General features: G+C 69.5%; 14 protein-coding genes and 1 pseudogene. 3 read left to right on the forward strand and 12 right to left on the reverse strand.

Annotation, left to right across the window (positions count from 1 at the left end; genetic code table 11):
* Positions 1–67: 67 nt before the first annotated feature.
* The 11 genes from rhaI to C5B96_RS16190 form a co-directional block, all read right to left on the reverse strand.
* Positions 68–1249, reverse strand: coding sequence for an L-rhamnose isomerase (gene rhaI / locus C5B96_RS16140; RefSeq protein ID WP_104246389.1), 1182 nt, complete (start codon positions 1247–1249; stop codon positions 68–70).
* 57 nt (positions 1250–1306) lie between these two features.
* Positions 1307–1657, reverse strand: coding sequence for an L-rhamnose mutarotase (locus tag C5B96_RS16145; protein ID WP_199176693.1), 351 nt, complete (start codon positions 1655–1657; stop codon positions 1307–1309).
* Positions 1657–3273: an FGGY family carbohydrate kinase gene (locus C5B96_RS16150; RefSeq protein WP_104246390.1), complete on the reverse strand. Its 1617-nt coding sequence runs from the start codon at positions 3271–3273 to the stop codon at positions 1657–1659. Before C5B96_RS16150 ends, C5B96_RS16145 begins: the two co-directional genes overlap by 1 nt.
* A 16-nt stretch (positions 3274–3289) precedes the next feature.
* Positions 3290–4012, reverse strand: a complete 723-nt coding sequence (locus C5B96_RS16155; protein ID WP_104246391.1) for an HAD family hydrolase — start codon at positions 4010–4012, stop codon at positions 3290–3292.
* On the reverse strand, positions 4012–4785 hold the full coding sequence (locus tag C5B96_RS16160) for a class II aldolase/adducin family protein (RefSeq protein ID WP_104246392.1): 774 nt from the start codon (positions 4783–4785) through the stop codon (positions 4012–4014). The genes C5B96_RS16155 and C5B96_RS16160 overlap by 1 nt, the downstream gene beginning before the upstream one ends.
* Complete coding sequence (locus C5B96_RS16165; RefSeq protein ID WP_104246393.1) at positions 4786–5883, reverse strand: ABC transporter permease; 1098 nt, start codon at positions 5881–5883, stop codon at positions 4786–4788.
* Positions 5880–6914 carry an ABC transporter permease gene (locus C5B96_RS16170; protein ID WP_104246394.1) on the reverse strand — a complete coding sequence of 345 codons (1035 nt, stop codon included), beginning with the start codon at positions 6912–6914 and terminating at the stop codon, positions 5880–5882. Before C5B96_RS16170 ends, C5B96_RS16165 begins: the two co-directional genes overlap by 4 nt.
* Positions 6911–8449: a sugar ABC transporter ATP-binding protein gene (locus C5B96_RS16175; RefSeq protein WP_104246395.1), complete on the reverse strand. Its 1539-nt coding sequence runs from the start codon at positions 8447–8449 to the stop codon at positions 6911–6913. The genes C5B96_RS16170 and C5B96_RS16175 overlap by 4 nt, the downstream gene beginning before the upstream one ends.
* Before the next feature lie 81 nt (positions 8450–8530).
* Positions 8531–9568: an autoinducer 2 ABC transporter substrate-binding protein gene (locus C5B96_RS16180; protein WP_199176694.1), complete on the reverse strand. Its 1038-nt coding sequence runs from the start codon at positions 9566–9568 to the stop codon at positions 8531–8533.
* A gap of 16 nt (positions 9569–9584) precedes the next feature.
* Complete coding sequence (locus tag C5B96_RS16185) at positions 9585–11138, reverse strand: rhamnulokinase family protein (protein ID WP_158507219.1); 1554 nt, start codon at positions 11136–11138, stop codon at positions 9585–9587.
* Positions 11135–11983: a DeoR/GlpR family DNA-binding transcription regulator gene (locus C5B96_RS16190; protein WP_104246398.1), complete on the reverse strand. Its 849-nt coding sequence runs from the start codon at positions 11981–11983 to the stop codon at positions 11135–11137. Before C5B96_RS16190 ends, C5B96_RS16185 begins: the two co-directional genes overlap by 4 nt.
* Before the next feature lie 225 nt (positions 11984–12208).
* Here C5B96_RS16190 and C5B96_RS16195 point away from each other — a divergent pair, with 225 nt between their 5' ends.
* The 3 genes from C5B96_RS16195 to C5B96_RS16205 are packed head-to-tail and all read left to right on the forward strand — an operon-like array spanning position 12209 to position 18292.
* Complete coding sequence (locus tag C5B96_RS16195) at positions 12209–14245, forward strand: bifunctional aldolase/short-chain dehydrogenase (protein ID WP_104246399.1); 2037 nt, start codon at positions 12209–12211, stop codon at positions 14243–14245.
* A gap of 3 nt (positions 14246–14248) precedes the next feature.
* A complete protein-coding gene (locus C5B96_RS16200; protein WP_104246400.1) occupies positions 14249–17233 on the forward strand; it encodes an FAD-binding and (Fe-S)-binding domain-containing protein in 2985 nt (994 codons plus the stop codon).
* A gap of 15 nt (positions 17234–17248) precedes the next feature.
* On the forward strand, positions 17249–18292 hold the full coding sequence (locus tag C5B96_RS16205; RefSeq protein ID WP_199176695.1) for a LacI family DNA-binding transcriptional regulator: 1044 nt from the start codon (positions 17249–17251) through the stop codon (positions 18290–18292).
* 51 nt (positions 18293–18343) lie between these two features.
* Here C5B96_RS16205 and C5B96_RS17475 read toward each other — a convergent pair.
* A pseudogene (locus tag C5B96_RS17475) lies at positions 18344–18819 on the reverse strand (hypothetical protein); the annotation flags it as partial.

An 18819-nucleotide genomic window follows, 5' to 3' on the forward strand; every position in this document is an offset into this window, starting at 1 on the left:
TTCTTAGTGCGGCGCCCCCTCCAGACCTCTAAAGCCGCCGGCGACTTGGCCGCGGCGAACGGCATCCTCATGGATGCGTTCTACACCGACGTGCGCCCCGACCTCGCCGCGTGGCGCGGTCGGCGGCTATGCGGGACTGGTAGCCGGAGGCGGCGTAGGCGGCGCCGGGGTCGGCCGGGAGGCCGCGCGACTCGCGCCACGCGGCGAGGTCGGGGCGCACGTCGGTGTAGAACGCATCCATGAGGATGCCGTTCGCGCCGAGCACGTCGCCGGCGGCCTGCGCGGCTTCGAGGGCGGGCCGGTCGACGAGCAGCGCGCGTGCCGTCATCTCCTGCACGTTCAGCACCGAGCGGATCTGGCCGGGGATCTTGTCCTCCACGTTGTGGCACTGGTCGAGCATGAACGCAACAGGGGAGTCGGGCCCGTAGCCCCCGCCGCGCACGACCTCGACGAGGATGCGGAACAGCTGGAACGGATCCGCCGCCCCCACGATCAGGTCGTCGTCCGCGTAGAACCGCGAGTTGAAGTCGAACGAGCCGAGCTTGCCGAGGCGCAGCAACTGCATCACGATGAACTCGATGTTGGTGCCGGGGGCGTGGTGGCCGGTGTCGAGGCAGACCATCGCCCGGTCGCCGAGGGCCGACACCTGCGCGTACGAGGTTCCCCAGTCGGGCACGTCGGTGTGGTAGAACGCCGGCTCGAAGAACTTGTACTCCAGCACGAGGCGCTGGCCATCGCCGATGCGCTCGTAGATCTTGGCGAGGGAGTCGGCGAGCCGGTCCTGGCGGCCGCGCATGTCGCCCTGGCCGGGGTAGTTGGTGCCGTCGGCGAGCCACACCTTGAGGTCTTGCGAGCCGATCTCGCTCATGATGTCGATGCACTCGTAGTGGTGGTCGATCGCCTTCTGGCGAATGGCAGGGTCGATGTGCGTCAGGCTGCCGAACTTGTAGTCGTCGTCTTGAAAGGTATTCGAGTTGACGGTGCCGAGGGAGACTCCGTGGTCGTTCGCGAACGCGCTGAGCGCGGCGTAGTCGTCGACCTTGTCCCACGGGATGTGGATCGCGACCTTCGGCGAGAGGCCGGTGTAGGTGTTGACCTGGGCGGCGTCGGCGATCTTCTCCTCGGGCGTGCGGGGCGTGCCGGGTGTGCCGAACACCTTGAAGCGCGTGCCGGAGTTGCCGAACGCCCACGAGGGCAGCTCGATGGCCTGGGCCTCGAGGTCGGAGGCGATGTCGCTGAATTGCACCATTGGAATTCTCCCTGTGTCTACGGTCGTGCTGTGTTGAAACGATTCAATATGGCGAGTCTAGCTGCCGGAGGCGTGAAGCTGGTCGTCGAGGTTGAAGATCTCGGTAAGCTGCAGAAACCCCTGGTCGGGCGTGCCCTCCAACCCCTCGAAGAACTCCGACATCTGCGCCTGCCACCGCTCGTTCACGTCGGTCGCCGCCATGCCGGCCTGCGCCGCAGCGAGGTCGTGCGTCTCGAAATACCCGATCAGCAAGCCGTCGTCGCGGAGGAACAGCGAATAGTTCTGCCATCCCGTGCGCTCGAGCTCGACGAGGAATTCGGGCCACACCGCGCGGTGCCGCTCCCGGTACTCCACGAGTCGCGCCGGGTTCACCTGCAACTGGAAGCAGACGCGCTGCAAGTCGGCCATCAGGCGACCCTCTCCTGGTCAGGTTCGGCGAGAACGGTTCTGTTGTGATCGTCGGTTCTGGATGCGCCGGGCAGGGCGATGTCCAGCTCGGCGACGAGCGTCTCACCGAACAGCGCATAGCGGTCGGAAAGCGCCGGAACGAGCGCCGGGTCGGGGTCGACGAACCGCCCCGGGGAGGCGAGCCGGTCGATCACGCCCTGGAACGTCTCACCCGGCAGCCCCGCCGCCGCCAGCATCGCGGCGCCGAACGCGCTCGACCTGTTGCCGGGCACGACCACCGGCCGCCCGAGCACCGACGCGCGGATCGTGTTCCACACCGTGCTGCCCGACGCTCCGCCGCCGAGGTGGTGGAAACCGCGCCGCCCGCCATCGCCGGCTGAGCCCGCGTCGTGCGCGTCACTTGCAGCCCCTCCGGCCGCAGCGCCACCGCCCGCAGCGCCGCCACCCGCCGCGGCCAGTGCCGCGAGCCGCTCGATCCCGAGCCGCTCCACGAACGCCACGCCCTCCAGCACCGCCCGGAAGCGCACCACCGCCGGCTCCGCCCAGGCCCCGGCCCCGGCCGCCCCGTACGAGTACGGCGCCCCGGCCAGGTTCACGTCGAAACCACCGAACGCGGCATCCACCACCGGGAACCGCTCGCCGCGCCCCGCCAGCGGATACGACACCACCGGCGACACCCCGAGCTCCACCGCAGCACGGTCGGCCTCGCGCACATCGAGCCCGGCCGTCAGCCCGTGCCGCAGCACACCGGCGCCCGTGTTCGACGCCCCGCCCGCCCAGAACGTTCCGTCGGGCGCGACGTGCGAGTAGATGCCCGAGGCGCCGTCGGTCAGCTGGGCCGCCGACGCCGCCTTCAGCACCAGCGTCGTGCCGAGCACGCCCACCGTGTCGCCCGGTCGCACCGCGCCGGTCGCGAGCTGAGCCGTGCTGCCGTCGGTCATCCCCGAGACGATCAGCACACCGGCCGGCAGCCCCAGCGACGCAGCGACGGCGGGCGAGACCACCCCGATCGCCCGGCCGGGGGCCACCAGCGACGGCAGGCTGGCGAGCGGGATGCGCACCAGCTCGACGGCGCGGTCGTTCCACGAAGCGGCGACCGGGTCGATCCCGCTCTTCAGCGCGTGCGACGTGTCGCTCGGCAGCACCTCGCCCGCGAGGGCCGCCGCGACGACATCGGGAGTGAAGAGGTAGCGGGCCGCCGGGGTGTGGGCGTGCATCCACCCCGCGCGTGCGAGCGCTGCGGAGGGGCGGATGCCGAGGCCGGCGCCTGCCAGCGCGGCAGCCTCGGCCGTTCCCCGCGGGTCGTTGTACAGCAGGGCGTTGCCCGAGGGCCGGCCGTCGGCGTCCGTCGGAACCACGGTGCCTGAGGTGCCGGTCGTCGAGAGGGCCGCAATGTCCGCGCTGCGGGGGCCGAGTGCGCCGACGACCGCACGGATCAGCCCGAACACCGCCTCGGCGTACACCGCCGGCTGCTCACGGGTCGCTCCGTTCTGCCACGCCGTGCTGGTCGTCGGCAAGGCGGTCGACCGCTCGGCAAGATGTTCGCCCGTCTCGGCATCGACCGCCAGCACGCGCGCATCCCCCGTCGCCAGGTCGATGCCGAGCACGACGCTCATCGCGCCACCACCACGCTCATCGCGCCACCGGCAGCTCGGTGAAGATGCGCTCGGCGAGACCGTCGAGCGTCGACACCGCGATGTCGGGCTCGGCGAGCTGCTCGGCCGTCGGTGACGACGGCGCCTCGCCGCGCAGCACCCAGACCGTCGAGAGCCCGAGAGCGGCTGCCGGCCGCACATCGGTGTCGAGCCGGTTGCCGATGTGCACCGCTCGCGACGGAGCGACATCCGCCGCCGCCAGCGCCCACTCGAACAGCTCGGGTGACGGCTTCTCGTAGCCGACCACGGCCGACACGCCCCAGACGTCGATGTACGGTGCCAGCCCGTCGCGTTCGAGCGAGCGGATGACCGACTCCTCCTGGTTCGCCAGGATTCCGATCCGCACCCGACCGGCGAGCGCCTCGAAGAACGGCAGCACATCGTCGTACATCGTTCCGACCGGATGCGCCCAGTAGTCCCGCGTCAGATCGTGCAGTTCGCGCTTGCGGCTCTCGCTGCCGAGAAACTCCCGGGCGATCGACGCGCGGAGCGACACCCCGCCCTGCGCCTCGCGAACGTCGTCGTAGATCGCCCGGAACCGAGCCCGGTCGACGGCGCCCAGCCCGTCTGCGGCGCGCAACTCGTCGGCTGCCCGCAGCACGGCGGCCACGAAGTTCTCGTCGTCGTAGATCGGGCCGCCGACGTCGCAGAAGACCGCGCCGATGGCCGGCAGAGCCGACGACCCACCCCGGTCGCCCATCACGCGGTGCCGGCGAGCGCCTTCCGGCGCTCCGCCATGTCTTCCCGCTCGAAGTAGTGTGACACCGTGTCGCCGCCGAGGCCCTGCACGCCGCCGACCGAGAGCGCCTCGAGGCGCACCCGGGCACCCTTGACCGCCATCAGCGTGATCGCCTCGGCCGCCTGGGCGCTGCCGGCGATCGCCACCATGCCGTGGTTGCCGAGCAGCACGAGTGAGGGCAGTTCACCGTTCTGCTCGACGTACTCGCGCAGCTTCGCCAGGTACAGCCGGCCGAGATGGATGCCCGGCTCGGCGTAGGGCACGAAGAGCGGTTTGCCGATCACCACGGCCTCATCGGAGTAGACCCACTCGTCGAAGGCGGTCGCCGCGTGCACCGAGGCCAGCAGCGACACGATCGCCGTCGGGTGGGTGTGCGCCACGAAGGCGGTCGGCCTGATCGACTGCACTGCCGCGTGCACCAGCGTCTCGATCGAGCCGCGACGGCGGATGCCGTCGTGCTCGCCGGCATCCAGCATCCCGGTCAGCTCGGCCTGGGTCGTGTTCTCGGCCATCATCAGCTCGACGAGCGGTTCGACGTCGACGACGACGAACTGCGAGGCGTCGGACTGCGCCATGTACGAACCGGAGGTCTTGATCGCGATGCGGCCGTCGGGCAGACGCTCCGACACGTTGCCCTCGGCGAGGATGACCAGGTCTTTGGCCGGTTCGCCCAGCGAGCGGGTCAGCGCGACCAGCTCGTCACTGACGAGTTCGGGCAGCCAGTTCGTGGCCATTTAGATTCCTCCGTATTTGCGTTTGGTGAGTCCGTTGAGAAGCGACGCGAAGACCAGCACGAGACCGAGCGCCAGCAGCTGGAACTGCGAGCCGTCGTTGCCGGGCAGGGCGAGCAGGATGCCCGCGTTCAACCAGACGATGAGCAGCGTGGCGAGCACGATGCCGCTGACCCGCCCGATGCCGCCGGTGATGGCGACGCCGCCGAGAACGGCGATGGTGATCGCGGGGAGGGCCATGCCGTTGCCCGAGGTTCCCGCATCGGGCCGGGCCGACGCGAACTGCGCAACGGTGACCACGGAGACGAGGCCGGCGATGACGCCGGAGATCGCGTAGACGGCCATGCGGTTCGGGCGCACGTTGATGCCCGACCACTGTGCGGCGACATCGTTGGTGCCGATCGCGTAGAGGCGCCGGCCGAACGTCGTCTTGTTCAGCACGATCCAGACCACGATCACCGTCGGGATCAGGAAGGTGAAGATGCCGAGCGGCACGAGCGGGATGGTCGCCCCGATCAGCGGGATCTCGACCGACTGCGCCGCCGAGTAGAAGTCCTGGATCGACGTCGACGAGACGGGCTTCTGGTTCGAGATCACCAGGGCGAGCGAACGGTAGGCGTAGTACGTGGCGAGGGTCGCGATCAGCGGCGGAAAGCCGATGTAGGCGACGAGCACGCCGTTCACCGCTCCGAAAACACCGCCGGCGACGACCGCCAGCAGCAGCGCGGGGATGAAGTCCCAGCCGCCGGGGCCGTAGGCGAGCCCGAACAGAATGCCCGTGAGCGACACGATCGAGCCGACCGACAGGTCGATTCCGCCCTTGCCCGAGAGGATCACCAGCAGCTGCGCCATGCCGAGCATGGCCAGCGGCACAGCGCTGATCAGCGACGAGGCGAGGTAGTCGGCGTTGTAGGGCCCACTGAGCTGCCCGGTCGTATCGAGGATCGTCATGACGACGAGCACGATGACGATCAGAACGGCAAGCAGAACGACCCGGTTGGTGAGCAGGGCTTCGAGGCCGCGCGAGGCGACGGAGCGCCCGCCCGGCTTCTTCGGCTGCTTCGGAACCTGGATGTGCGTGGTCTCGTTGACGAGGGTCATGCTTTTCTCCTTGCGCGCTCGCGCAGCAGGTCAGTGCCGACAGCAATGATGATGAAGATTCCCACGAACAGGTTGGCGAGCTGGCTTGGCCAACCGAGCTGGGTGACACCGGAGGTGACGGTCTGCACGAGGATCGCGCCGAGCACCGTTCCGATCACCGATCCGCGGCCGCCGAGGATCGACGTTCCGCCGATGACGACTGCGGCGATCACCTGCAGTTCCTTGCCCGCTCCGACCGACTGGTCGAGAGTGGCCGTTCCCGAGGCGAGGATGAAGCAGGCGCCGAGCCCGACGAGGGCGCCGGTGAGGCCGTAGGCGAGCATCACGCGCGGCTGCACCTTGATGCCCACGAGGCGGGCGGCGTTCGTGTTGCCGCCGATCGCGAAGAGGTGGCGGCCGCCGGCGGCGTGCCGCAGGTACCACCAGGCCACCGCCGCGATGACGATCATGATCGCGAAGCTGTTCGGCACACCGAGCGTACGACCGGCCTCACCTCGGCCGAAGACCTCGAGGGTCGACGGGATGCCGTTGACCGTCGATGAGCCGAAGACGCGAAGCGCGAAGAACTGGAACAGGTTCGCCGTACCGAACGTGATGATGATGGCGGCGACCCTGCCGTAGGCGATCAGTACGCCGTTGACGAGGCCGAGCACGAGGCCGAGGGCGACGGCGAGAGCGACGGCCCCGATGAGCGGGATGTCGACGCTCACCATGGTCTTCGCCACGACCACCGCGCAGAGCATGATCGCGCCGCCGACCGAGACGTCGATGCCCGCGGTGATGATGATGAAGGTCATCCCGACGCCGATCAGGGCGATCGGAGCGACCGACACCAGCAGCGGCTGGATCGAGTTCGCGGTGAGGAACGCGGGCGTGAAGATGCCGAGCAGAACCCACAGCACGACGATCACGCCGATCAGCACGAACTCCTGGCCGGTGACCGGCAGGGGGAGGATGCGCTTCGCGGTCGCAGAACCGGAGCCGCGGGGCGGGGATGCCGGCGCAGGTCTGGTGCGCTCGTCGATGGTCATGAGAGTGTCTCCGATGTCTGGTCTCCGGCCGCCGCGGCGAGAATCTCGACCTGCGTGGCCTGCGGGGTGAATTCGGCGGCGATCTCGCCGGCCCTGACGACCAGGATGCGGTCGGAGATGCGGAGCACCTCGCCGAGGTCGCTGGTCACCACGAGCACGGCCGATCCGTCGTCGGCGAGGTTCGAGATGATGCGGTGGATCTCTTCTTTCGCACCGACGTCGACGCCCTGCGTGGGCTCGGCGAGCACCAGCAGCTTCGGTGTCTCGACGAGCTGGCGCGCGAGCACCACCTTCTGTGCGTTCCCGCCCGACATCGCGCTGATCGGCTGCTTCTCCGAGGGCGTCTTGACGGCGAGGCGCTTGATGAAGTCGCGCGCGATGCTCTGCTGCGCACGACCGCTCACCCAGCCCGGAATGCGGCTGAGCTTCCCGAGCTCGCCGACGACGATGTTCAGCGAGATGCTCTGGAACGAGAAGGAGCCCTGCGCAGAACGGTTCGCCGGCAGCAGGCGGATTCCGATCTTCTTGGCCTGTGAGGGGCGCTTGACGACGACATCCTCGCCGGAGAGGCGCATCGTTCCCGAGGTCGCCTTGTCCATGCCGTAGACCACGCCGGCGATGTCGCCCGCGCCGGAGCCGACCAGGCCGTAGAGCCCGACGATCTCTCCGGCGCGCACCGCGAAGCTGATGTTCTCGAATTTGCCGGCGCGGGTGAGGTTCGTCAGTTCGAGCACGGTCTCGCCCGAGGTTCCGGCCCCCTTCGGCCGGGACTCGGCGAGTACCCCGCCGACCATGAGCTCGGCGATCTCGCGCACCGAGAGCTCGCCGATCGGGCGGGTGGTGATGGTCTCACCGTCGCGCATCACGGTGACTTCGTCGGCGATGACGAACAGCTCGTCGAGCCGGTGCGAGATGTAGATGACAGAGACGCCCGTCGCCGTCAGGCGGCGGATCACCGTGAACAGCACCTCGATCTCGGAGTCCGTCAGAATGGCCGACGGCTCGTCGAGGATCAGCACCGACGCATCGCCGGCCAGTGCCTTGGCGATAGACACCTGCTGCTGTTCGGCGATCGAGAGCGTTCCGACGGGCATCGTCGCGATGCGGTCGGGCAGGCCGACGGTGTCGAGCAGCCCGTGGATCTGGTCGGCCTCGGCCTTCCAGTCGACGCGCCCGCCCTTCTTCAGCTCACGGCCGACGAAGACGTTCTCGGCGACGCTCAGCTCCGGGAACAGCTGCGGTTCCTGGTACACCGTCTGCACGCCGAGGGCGATCGAGTCGGAGGTGGAGCCGATGGTGGTCACGGCGCCGTCGAAGGCGATGGTGCCGGCATCCGGAATCTCGGCACCGGCGATGATCTTGATCAGCGTCGACTTGCCGGCACCGTTCTCGCCGACGAGGGCGTGAACCGTTCCGGGCTTGATGGCGAAGTCTGCGTGACGGATGGCGCGCACGCCACCGTAGCTCTTGACGATGTCGTGCAGCTCGAGGCGATACGTCGCCGTGGCTGTCGCGGTCGGAGTCTCTGCACTCATGGGCAGTTGTTCCTTCTGGAAGAGGGTAAGTGAGGGGGAGGTGCGGAACCGGATGACCCTGTTCCGCACCCCGGGTGGTGCTTAGTAGTCGAACGTGTCGACGTTGTCCTTCGTGATGACCAGCGGGTCACCGAGCAGCAGCACCTTCGACGCGGAGTCGTAGGCGATGCCCTTCAGGTCGTCGTTGACATCGTTGGTCGCGGCGAGGGTCTTGCCCTCGGCCAGCTGCTGGCCCGTCCAGGCGGCGAGGTAGCCGAGGTTCTGCACGTCCCACAGGATCGAGGCGCTCGACGAGCCGTCCTTCAGGTAGGGCGCCATCGACTGCGGCGTTCCGAGGCCGTCGGTGAAGACCTGTCCGATCTTGCCGGCGTCCTTCACGGCCTGGGCGACGCCCGGAGCCGAGGAGGTGCACTCGCCGACGAGGCCCTTGAGGTTCGGGTTGGCGTTCATCAGGTCGGTCGCCATCGAGGTGGCCGCAGCCTGGTCCTCACCGGCGTAGACGATGGTCGTCAGCTTCGCGTTCGGGTACTTCGAGGCGGTGTACGCCTTCTGCACCTCGATCCAGGCGTTCAGGTTGGCCGCGGTCTCTCCACAGGAGACGATCGCGTAGTCGCCCGAGCCGCCCATCGCGGTCATCAGCTGGTCGGTCAGCGCCTCGCCGATGCCCTCGACCGAAGCCTGGTTGACGAACACCTCGCGCACCGAGTCGGGTGCGTCGGTGTCGGCGGTCAGCACCTTGATGCCCTTGTCGGCGGCCTCCTTCAGAAGGGGAGCCATCGAGTCGGGGTCGTTGGGGGCCACGATGAGTGCAGAGACGTTCTGCTGGATGTACGACCGCACGATGTCGGCCTGGGCGGCCGCGTCGGCGGTGGTCGGTCCCTGGTAGAGCCAGGTGATGCCCAGCTCTTCGGCGGCCTTCTTGCCGCCGGCGTTCATCGCCTCGAAGTACGGGATGCCCTGCAGCTTCGGAACGAACGCGACGGTGACCTTGCCGTCGCCGGCCGCGGCCGACGAGGTGCTGTCGCCCGACGAAGCCGTACGGCTGGTGCAGCCGGAGACGGTCAGAACGGCTGCGAGCGCGATAGCGCCGACGGCGAAGACTCTCTTCTTGCTGATCACTGTGTTGCCTCTCTTGTTATCTCGGCAGGGGCGACTGTGCCCCGGCCTGGTGGTGGACTGTGGTGAGTTCCTTCTCGGAATCCCCGAGACCCCGTCTCGCCGCCTCGCGGCGTTCGAGTTCCCGAAGCTGTGTGGCCGCGTCATCCCAGCGGCTCGAGGGAAGAGGTGAGAAGGAGCGCGTCTGGGTGCTCGCACTCACCACCTCCCAGATCTGCTCGACCGAGTCGAGTTCGCCGAGGGCGCGCAGTTGGGCGGCGGCGTTGCCGAGGGCGGTCGCCTCTTTCGCCCAGCAGACCACCGGCAGCCCCGTGGCAGACGCGGTCGCCTGCTGCAGCAGGGCGTTCTGGCCACCGCCGCCGACGACCGCGACCGAGGTGATCGGCACTCCGGTGAGCTGTTCGATGTCCTCCATCACCAGCCGGTAGCTGAGGGCGAGCGAGTCGATGATCGTGCGGGCCATCTCGCCCATCGTGGCCGGCACGCGGATGCCCCGGGAGGCGCAGTACGCGCGGATGCGCCCCGGCATGTCGCCGGGCGCGAGGAACTCGGTCGCGTTGAGGTCGATCACGGTCTGGAGGGGGGTCACGGCATCCGCGAGCCGAACGAGGGTCTCATAGTCGACGTCGATTCCCTCGCGCTGCCACTGCCTGCGGCACTCCTGCAGTACCCAGAGGCCCATCACGTTGCGGAGAAAGCGCACGGAACCGTCGTAGCCGCCCTCGTTCGTGAGGTTGAGCAGGCGCGATTCGCGGGTGACGATCGGCTCGTCGAGCACGACGCCCACCAGCGACCACGTTCCCGACGAGATGAAGAGAGTGTCGGGCCCGGCGTTCGGAATCGCCAGCACGGCGCTCGAGGTGTCGTGCGCCGAGGGCAGAATGACGCGGGTCTTCGCCAGGCCGCCCCGGGCGAGCTCGCCGGCGATGCCGCCGACATCGGTTCCCGCGTCGGCGACCTCGGGCAGAAAGTGTTCGGGCAGGCCGACATCGGCGAGCAGGCCGCGCGCCCAGCCCTTCGAGGCCATGTCGTACATGCCCGTGGTCGAGGCGGCCGAGAACTCCGTGACGCGTGCGCCGCTCAGGCGGTGATGGAAGACGTCGGGCATCATCAGCAGGAGGTCGGCATCGCCGAGAAGCGAGGGGCGTTCGTGGGCGTCGGCGAGCATGCCGAACAGCGAGTTGATCTCGATGAGCTGGATGCCCGTGGCGCTGTAGAGCCGGTCGGCGCCGAATTCGGCCACCGCCCTCTCGAAGGCTTCGACGTGGTGCGCGTCGCGGTAGGTGACCGGGTCGTCGAGCAGCTCGCCGTTGCGGTAGAGGCCGTAGTCGAGGCCCCAGGTGTCGACGCCGACGGAGGCGACGGTGGCGCGCCCGCCGAGCGTGGCGAGACCGTCGGCGATGTTGTTCCAGAGCGAGTCGGTGTTCCAGCGCAGCCAGCCGTCGGTCTCGCTCGGGGTGTTCGCGAACCGGTTGACCAGTTCGAGGTCGATGCGGGTGCCGTCGAAGTGGGCGGCGGCGACGCGGCCGCTCTCTGCGCCGAGGTCGACGGCGGCCACGATCAGCTCACTCATTCGGCCACCGCCTTCAGGGCACGGGCCGCGACCTCGTCGATCGAGCGTTCGCCGTTGTCGAGCGAGGCACCCGTGCCCTCGACCCGCGTGACGGGGGCTCCGGCGGCCTCCCATGACGCCACGAACTCGTCGCTCGCCCGCTCGTCGGTGAAGAGCCGGGTGATCTCGTTCGGCATGCCGTAGGAGTGCAGGCCGAATCCATCGATCTTCGACGACGGCATGGTGACGTAGACCTCGTCGCACGAGGCCATCAGGCTGCGCTTGGAGGTCGCCTCTTCGGCGACGAGTTCGAGCATCCCGAGTTCGGTCGAGGCGGCCGCGAGGCCGAAGAAGCCCTTGTCGATGCGGCCCCGGCCCTTCAGCACGTCGGAGAAGGCGCCGACCAGGGAACCGGATGCCCGGCGGAGCACGCCGCCCGGCACGACCACCGTCGCGGTCGAGTGGTCCATGAGCAGCATTGTGACGCGCAGCCCGTAGGTGACCACGATGAGGTCGCGTCGCTCGAGCAGCTCCTGCGCGAGGTAGTAGGAGGTGGTGGAGGAGTCGATCGCGATGACGTCGCCGTCGTCGACCAGCTGCGCGACCTCTTTCGCGAGCAGGCTCTTCGCGGTGGCGTCGCGGCGCATCCGCTCGCTGAACGCCCCCTCTTCACCCGCAGAGGGCGCGACCGCGCCGCCCCGCACCCGACGGAGCAGGGAGCGCTTCTCGAGCGAGTCGAGGTCTTTGCGCACCGTGACGGTGGAGACGCCGAGGGTGCGGGCGAGGTCGTTCACCATGACCCGACCCGTGGCCGTGAGCTCGTGGAGGATGACCTCTTCACGCACGAAGTCGTAGTTTTCAGACATCGGTGCTCCGTTCGGCTGCGTCGGCGAAATGTGGCGGTGAACGATCGGTGCGTCGGCGCCTCGGTCGTTTCGAAGAACCTATCCGAAAGAAAAAGTCGAGTCAACAATTGAAAGGTTACGAAACGGAAACGACTTTCGAAAGCAAGCCAGCCACTTGACATGCCGGTTTGGCTGCTCGTAGATTGGCCGCGCCCCCACACCCTCCAGCGTCGAAGGACACCTGTCATGACATCCACCCCGAAAGCCGATCTCATTGCGCGATCGAATCGGCTCGGTTCCGACCCGCGCGTGACGAACTACGCCGGCGGCAACACCTCGGCAAAGGGCACAGAGATCGACCCGGCTTCCGGCAAGCCGGTCGAACTGCTCTGGGTGAAGGGGTCGGGCGGAGACCTGGGCACGCTCACCGAGGCGGGGCTCTCGGTGCTGCGGCTCGACCGGTTCCGCGACCTGGTCGACGTCTACCCCGGGGTCGATCGCGAAGACGAGATGATCGAGGCGTTCCAATACGTTCTGTTCGGCAAGGGTGGCGCTGCCCCGTCGATCGACACCAGCATGCACGCGCTGGTGGATGCGGCCCACGTCGACCACCTGCACCCCGACTCGGGCATCGCGATCGCGACCTCGGCCGACGGCGAGGCGCTCACGAAGACGATCTTCGGCGACCGCGTCGCGTGGGTCGACTGGCGTCGCCCCGGTTTTCAGCTCGGGCTCGACATGGCCCGCATCAAGGCGGAGAACCCCGGCACCATCGGCGCCATCCTCGGCGGCCACGGCATCACCGCGTGGGGCGACACGAGCGACGAGGCCGAGGCGAACAGCCTGTGGATCGTCGACACCGCCGAGGCGTACATCGCCGCTAACGGAAAGGCCGAGCCGTTCGGCCCCGTGCTCGCCGGCTACGACGCTCTGCCCGAGGCGGAGCGGCGCGCGAAGGCGGCGCTGCTGGCGCCGCACATCCGCGCGCTCGTCTCCACCGACCGCGTGCAGGTCGGCCACTTCACCGACAGCCCCGAGGTTCTCGACTTTCTCAGCCGGGCCGAGCACCCGCGCCTCGCCGAGCTCGGCACCAGCTGCCCCGACCACTTCCTGCGCACGAAGGTCAAGCCGCTCGTGCTCGACCTGCCGGCTGACGCGTCGATCGAAGACGCGGTCGCCCGCCTCGCCGAACTCGGTGAGCAGTACCGCGTCGACTACCAGGCCTACTACGACCGCAATGCCACCCCCGACTCGCCCGCGATCCGCGGCGCCGACCCGGCGATCGTGATGATTCCGGGCGTCGGAATGTTCAGCTGGGGCGCCAACAAGCAGACCGCCCGCGTCGCCGGCGAGTACTTCGTCAACGCCATCAACGCGATGCGGGGCGCCGAGGCGCTCTCGACCTATTCGCCCATCTCCGAGGCCGAGAAGTTCCGCATCGAGTACTGGGCGCTCGAAGAGGCCAAGCTGGCGCGGATGCCCAAGCCGAAGCCGCTCGCCACCCGCATCGCCCTCGTCACCGGCGCCGCATCCGGTATCGGCAAGGCCATCGCCCACCGTCTCGCAGCCGAGGGCGCGTGCGTCGTCATCGCCGATCTCGACCTCGGGAAGGCCCAGGCCGCAGCGGCCGAGATCGGCAACACGGATGTCGCGATCGGCGTCAAGGCCGACGTCACCAGCGAGGCCGAGGTCATCACCTCTGTGCACGCCGCCGTTCTCGCCTTCGGCGGGCTCGACCTGGTCGTGAACAACGCCGGACTCGTGCTGGCCCGCTCTCTGCTGGAGACCAGCGAAGCCGACTGGGACATTCAGCACGACGTCATGTCGAAGGGGTCGTTCTTCGTCTCGAAGGCCGCAGCCCGCGTGCTCATCGACCAGAAGCTGGGCGGCGACATCGTCTACATCTCGTCGAAGAACTCGATCTTCGCCGGCCCCGACAACATCGGCTACTCGTCGACCAAGGCCGACCAGTCGCACCAGGTGCGCCTGCTCGCTGCCGAGCTCGGCGCCTACGGCGTGAAGGTCAACGGCATCAACCCCGACGGGGTCGTTCGCGGCTCGGGCATCTTCTCCGGCGGCTGGGGTGCCAAGCGCGCCGCCACCTACGGGGTTCCCGAAGAGGAGCTCGGCCTCTACTACGCGCAGCGCACGCTGCTGAAGCGTGAGGTTCTGCCCGAGAACGTCGCCAACGCGGTGTTCGTGCTCTGCAGCTCCGACCTCAGCCACACGACCGGCCTGCACATCCCGGTCGACGCCGGGGTGGCCGCCGCGTTCCTGCGCTAGTAGATGCCCGTGACGCTCGCCAGCTCGGGGTCGCGCGCCCGCGACATCGGCCTGGAGTCCCGGCTCGGCCGGGACATCGGCGCGGCCCTGGCCCGGGAGGGCTCCGTCACGACCGCAGCGTTCGACCGCGTCACGGCGGCTCCGGATGCCTCGCACTACCTGCTGACGCCGCGGGCGGTCGTGACACCGAAGAACGCCGCCGAGGTCGGCGCGCTCTTCACCTTCGCGGCCGCGTCGGGTGAGCCGCTGACGTTCCGCTCGGGCGGTACGAGCCTGTCGGGGCAGGCGACCACGGGCGGAATCCTCGTCGACACCCGCATGTACTTCCGGAAGATCACCGTTCTCGACGACGGCCTCGCAGTGAAGGTGCAGCCGGGCGCAACCGTGCGCCAGGTGAACGCCCGGCTCGGGCGCTTCGGGCGAAAGCTCGGCCCCGACCCGGCCAGCGAGATCGCCTGCACCATCGGCGGGGTCATCGCCAACAACTCCAGCGGCATGGCCTGCGGCATCACGCAGAACACCTACCGCACGCTCGAGAGCGCGGTCGTCGTGCTGGCGAGCGGAACCGTCGTCGACACGGCCCTGCCCGACGCTGACAAGCGTCTTCGTGCGGCCGAGCCCGCCCTGGTCGGCACCCTCGAGCGCCTGCGCGCCGAGGTGCTCGCGGCCCCCGAGCTCGAGGCCGAGATCGTCCGCCAGTACGGCATCAAGAACACCATGGGCTACGGGCTGAACTCGCTACTCGACCACGAACGGCCGGTCGACATTCTGCTGCACCTGCTCGTCGGCAGCGAGGGCACGCTCGGTTTCATCGCCGAGGCGACCTTCCGCACCGTGCCGCTGCATCCGCTCGCGGCGACCGCGCTGCTGACCTTCGAGACACTGACCGAGGCGACGGATGCGCTCACCGCGCTCGTGGCGACGGGCGCGGCCACGATCGAACTGCTCGACGCCGCCTCTCTCCGTGTCGTGCAGCAGGATCCGGCGTCGGAGGGCACTCTGCCCGACCTCGTCTTCGACACGCACGCCGCGCTGCTGGTGGAGTACCAGGCCGACGACGAGGCCGAACTGGCCGGTCTCACCGCCGCCGCCCGGCACCTCTTCGACTCGCTCGCCACGACGGTTACACCGGTGCTGTCGGGTGACCCGGGCATCCGCGCCGCCCTCTGGCACCTGCGCAAGGGCCTCTATGCGCAGATCGCGGGGGCCCGGCCCGCCGGCACCACCGCCCTGCTCGAAGACATCGCGGTTCCCGTGGCACAGCTCAGCGAGGTGTGTGCCGGCCTGATCGCGCTCTTCGCGCTGCACGGCTACGACGACGCCGTGATCTTCGGTCACGCCAAAGACGGCAACATCCACTTTCTCATCAACGAGAACTTCGAGCTCGAGTCGAACCTGGGGCGCTACCGCGCGTTCACCGACGACATGGTCGACCTCGTGCTCGCCGCCGGCGGCACCCTCAAGGCCGAGCACGGCACCGGCCGCATCATGGCCCCGTACGTGCGGCGGCAGTACGGCGATGTGCTCTACGGAATGATGCTCGACATCAAGCGCGCCTTCGACCCGGCGGGCATCCTGAACCCGGATGCCCTGCTGACCAGCGACGCCGACCTGCACCTGAAGCATCTGAAGTCGACGCCCACCATCGAGGTCGAGGCCGACCGGTGCGTCGAATGCGGCTACTGCGAGCCGGTGTGCCCCTCGAAAGACCTGACGCTCACGCCGCGGCAGCGCATCGTCGTGCGCCGGGCGATCGCCGAGGCGACGGCTGCGGGAGACACCGTGCTCGTCGCCGAACTCGAACGGTCGCAGCAGTACGAGGTGGTCGACACCTGCGCGGTCGACGGCATGTGCCAGACGTCGTGCCCGGTCGACATCAACACCGGCGATCTCGTGCGGCGGCTGCGGAAGGAGACCGTCGGAGCCGGCGAGACGGCCGTCTGGGCGACGCTCGGGAAGGCGTGGAAGCCGGTCACCGAGATCGCGGCGGTCGCGCTCGACGTGACGGCCGCGCTTCCCGCGCCGCTGGTCACCGGGCCGAACCGGCTCATCCGGAGGCTCCTCGGTAACGACACGGTGCCCCTCTGGTCGAGCGACCTGCCCGCAGGGGGGTCGCGCCGACGGGGCGACGCGGGCGTCACCGCGCCCCGCGGCGCCGCTGCGGCATCCGACCGACCCGCGCCCGGCGCAGTCACCGGTGCCGCCACCCGTGCCGCCGACGCCGTCTACTTCCAGGCCTGCATCGGCACCATGTTCGGCCCGGCCGACGGCTCGCCGGGCGTCGCCGTCTCGCTCGAATCGCTCGCGGCCAAAGCCGGCCTCACCCTCACCCGCCCCGCGAACATCGCCTCGCTCTGCTGCGGCACCCCCTGGAAGTCGAAGGGCATGACCGACGGCTACCACGCGATGATCGACCAGACCGTCGACGCCCTCTGGGAGGCCAGCGGGCACGGAACCCTGCCCGTGGTCTGCGACAACTCCTCCTGCTCCGAGGGGCTCGTTCATGCCCTCGAAGCCGCCGTCTCGCGTCGGCCGGCCGCCTACCAGGCGCTCCGCGTCGTCGACGCTGTCGACTTCGCGGCCACACGCATCCTGCCGCAGCTCTCAGTGGCACCGGATGCCCGGCTCGAGCGCCTCGTCGTGCATCCCACCTGCTCCAGCACCCGCGCCGGATCCAACGACAACCTCCTGACGCTCTCGCGCGCCGTCGCCCGGGTCGCGGTGGTGCCCGACGACTGGGGGTGCTGCGCCTTCGCCGGTGACCGCGGCATGCTGCATCCGGAACTGACCGCATCGGCGACCGCGCGGGAGGCGGCCGAGGTCGTGGCTGCGGCGGAGTCGGCGGAGCCTGCCGACGCGCACGCCTCCTGCAACCGCACCTGCGAGATCGGGATGACGCGGGCGACCGGCCACGCGTACCAGCACGTGCTCGAGCTGCTCGACGCGGTCGCGGAGCCCGGCGGCCCGGGTGGTCTACGCTCGACCTGATCGGGAGGAGAGGCCATGTCGGCGATGAGCGTGAGGGATGTGGCGGCGCTCGCCGGCGTCTCGGTCGGCACCGTCTCGAACGTGCTGAACGACTCGCGGCCGGTCGCCCCCGCCACCGCGCAGAAGGTGCACGAGGCGATCGAGCAACTCGGCTTCGTTCGCAACGACGCCGCCCGGCAGTTGCGGGTGGGCCAGAGCCGCACCATCGGCATGATGGTGCTCGACATCGCCAACCCCTTCTTCACCGACCTGGCTCGCGGGGTCGAAGACGCTCTCGCCCTCACGACACGCTCGCTCATCTTCGGCAACAGCGGTGAAGACCCCGTGCGCGAGCTCGGCTACCTCGACCTGTTCGAGGAGCAGCGCGTCGCCGGCCTGCTGATCAGCCCGGTGGGCGATGTTCTTCCGCGGTTGGAGCGGCTGCGCCAGCGCGGCTCGGCCGTCGTGCTCGTCGACCGAGACACCGAGGCCGAGGCATTCAGCTCTGTCGCCGTCGACGATCGGCGCGGTGGCGAGCTCGCGGCGTCGCACCTGCTCGGGCTCGGGCGAACCGCCATCGCCTTCGTGGGCGGATCGACCGCGATCACGCAGGTGCGGCTGCGGATCGAGGGCGCCGAGGCCGCGATCGCGGCCCACGGCGGTGGCGCAGGGAGCTCGTCGTCGGGCGGCCTCCGCCACATTCCCTCGCCGTCGATGAACTCGGCCGCGGGTCGAAATGGCGCCGAGCAGCTGCTCCGGCTTCCGGCCGCCCAGCGACCCGATGCCGTCTTCGCCGCCAACGACCTCGTCGCGCTCGGCGTGCTGCAGGCGTTCACGGCCGCCGGAATCCGGGTGCCCGACGACATCGCGCTGATCGGCTACGACGACATCGACTTCGCGGCGTCGGCCGCCATCCCGCTCAGCTCGGTGCGGCAGCCCTCGCGCGAGATGGGCCGCACGGCCACCGACCTGCTGGTCGCCGAGATCGAGGCGCCGGGCGAGGTTCCGCGCCAGCACGTCGTCTTTCAGCCCACGCTCGCGATCCGCGACTCGACCGCCGGAGCGGCGCCGGCGTCGTGAACCCGGCCCCGAGGCCCTGCGGGCCGGCCGCGCCTATGGCGCCCGGCCCTGCTACGAGCTGGTGTAGCGCAGGGTGAGGGTGGCGGCCTTGCAGGCGTCCTGGTTGGTGCCCTTCAGGCTGAAGGCGATGGATGCCCCACTGAACCCGGCGGCCTGCTCCGGCGCAAGGGTGGCGCCGACCGGCATCGCGGCATCCCGAAGCACGTAGTCGCTGGCGTCGCAGACCCCCGGCGCCGCACCCGAAGCCTTCGTGACCGACTCGATCGCCACCGTGACCGTCGTGATGTAGGTGCTGGCGGTTCCGTGGTTGGTGATGGTGCCGGCGAGCGTGGTCGGCGCGGAGCCGGGCACGATGCCGGTGTTCACCGAGGTCTGGATGATCGTGAGGCTGTTCTCGGTGCCCCCGCCGCCGGCCCCACCTCCGCCGTCGCCCCCGTCGCCCGGCGGGCATCCGTCGGCTGCCGCCGCCGAAGCGGCCACGGCTGCCGACGGATGCCCGCCGGGCGACGGGGGCGACGGCGGAGGTG

The organism is Subtercola sp. Z020, assembly GCF_002931235.1.
Lineage (GTDB): Bacteria > Actinomycetota > Actinomycetes > Actinomycetales > Microbacteriaceae > Subtercola.